The organism is Xenorhabdus vietnamensis, assembly GCF_002127535.1.
GTDB classification, from domain to species: domain Bacteria; phylum Pseudomonadota; class Gammaproteobacteria; order Enterobacterales; family Enterobacteriaceae; genus Xenorhabdus; species Xenorhabdus vietnamensis.
Genome location: NZ_MUBJ01000092.1, coordinates 1 through 1,222, shown reverse-complemented (window position 1 = coordinate 1,222; position 1,222 = coordinate 1). Strand labels below are relative to the sequence as shown.

Here is a 1,222-nt window from a genome sequence, read left to right as displayed (position 1 = left end):
GATATCGTTCCCCCCCTGATAACAGGCTTTTTCTTGCGCCCAAAACGCGTCGGCTTCGGCTTTATGAGTCAGGTGATATTGTTGCGTGGCCAGATAGGCAGTTTCCGCCACGACGTGTGGGGTCTGTCCTTGCTTCAGGCGCTCATAATAACCATGCACGGTTTGCCACAGGATAGGCCCACTCCAGCCATCGCTAATGCTATGGTGCATGGTTTTTAAGACGGTCACTAACTGCTCATGTTGCTTAATGAGCGTAAAGCGGATCAAGCCGGGCTGGCTTAAATCAAAGCCAATGGCCCTGTCCTGTCGCTGTATCTCTGCAATGGCGTCGTCACGTTGCCCGGCAGGCAGCCCGCTGAGGTCTTTGAGGGTAAAGTTCGTGGCATCAATACTCGCCCCAGACGTGACGATTTGTAAAATATCGCCTTCCCAATCAAAAGCGGTTCTTAAAACCGGGAACCGTAGCGAGGTCAAGGACCACGCTTTGATATACAGCTCAATATCAATGGCCTGATGATAATCTAACAGCAACTGTACGCGGTACGCATCATCATGAGGCTGGCTCAAATGATGATAAACAAAGCCCTGTTGCAAACTGGTGGCAGGATAAATCGCCTCAATTTTCCGTTCTTCACTTACCGGTGAGTTTTTATTAAAACTGTCCACCCCGGTTTCATTGCATACTAAACAGTTAAATTCATCTTCAGAGAAAACGTTATGTTCCTCTAAAAAAGATAAAATTTCATTTTTCTGTTGTTTAATTTTTTCCATCAAATGTGCATCAGGTGTGTCACCCTCAAATGCTATTTTTATTTTTTCTTCTGCAGTCCATATTGATATTTGATGCTGGTTTAGTTCTTTTAGAAAAGACAACATATTACTAAATCTCCAAAATCTTTTTCTTTTTAGGTTGAACTTTTATTTTCTGACTTTGATTTCTTTCAAACTTTGTCATCAGATCATTTAATCGATCATTAGTGAGTAAATCTTTTCCATAGTCGCTCGGCGTTTTTATACCGCCAGATATTGCTTGTATTTGAGCGGTACTAATCACTAAATCCAGCGCCGTCTCAAAGGCTGCTTTAAATTGCTGGCTTTTCTCTTCGGACAGGTGAGAAGCAACGCTGAATCCCAATTGGCCTGCCTGCACGCCGCCATTGATGTTCAGCAACAGTGGATCGGCATTTTCTGATGCCATCATGAGACCACAGTCATCGGCGGT

At 44.2% G+C, this 1,222-nt stretch carries 2 protein-coding genes; both read right to left on the bottom strand.

All coding sequences use genetic code 11. The features are described 5' to 3' along the window. Positions 1–876, bottom strand: an 876-nt coding sequence (locus Xvie_RS20315) for a condensation domain-containing protein (RefSeq protein WP_244175757.1), incomplete at its 3' end; no start/stop codon positions are given. 4 nt (positions 877–880) lie between these two features. Beyond that, the coding region (locus tag Xvie_RS20310; protein WP_208612660.1) for a hypothetical protein at positions 881–1,222 on the bottom strand (342 nt) is incomplete at its 5' end.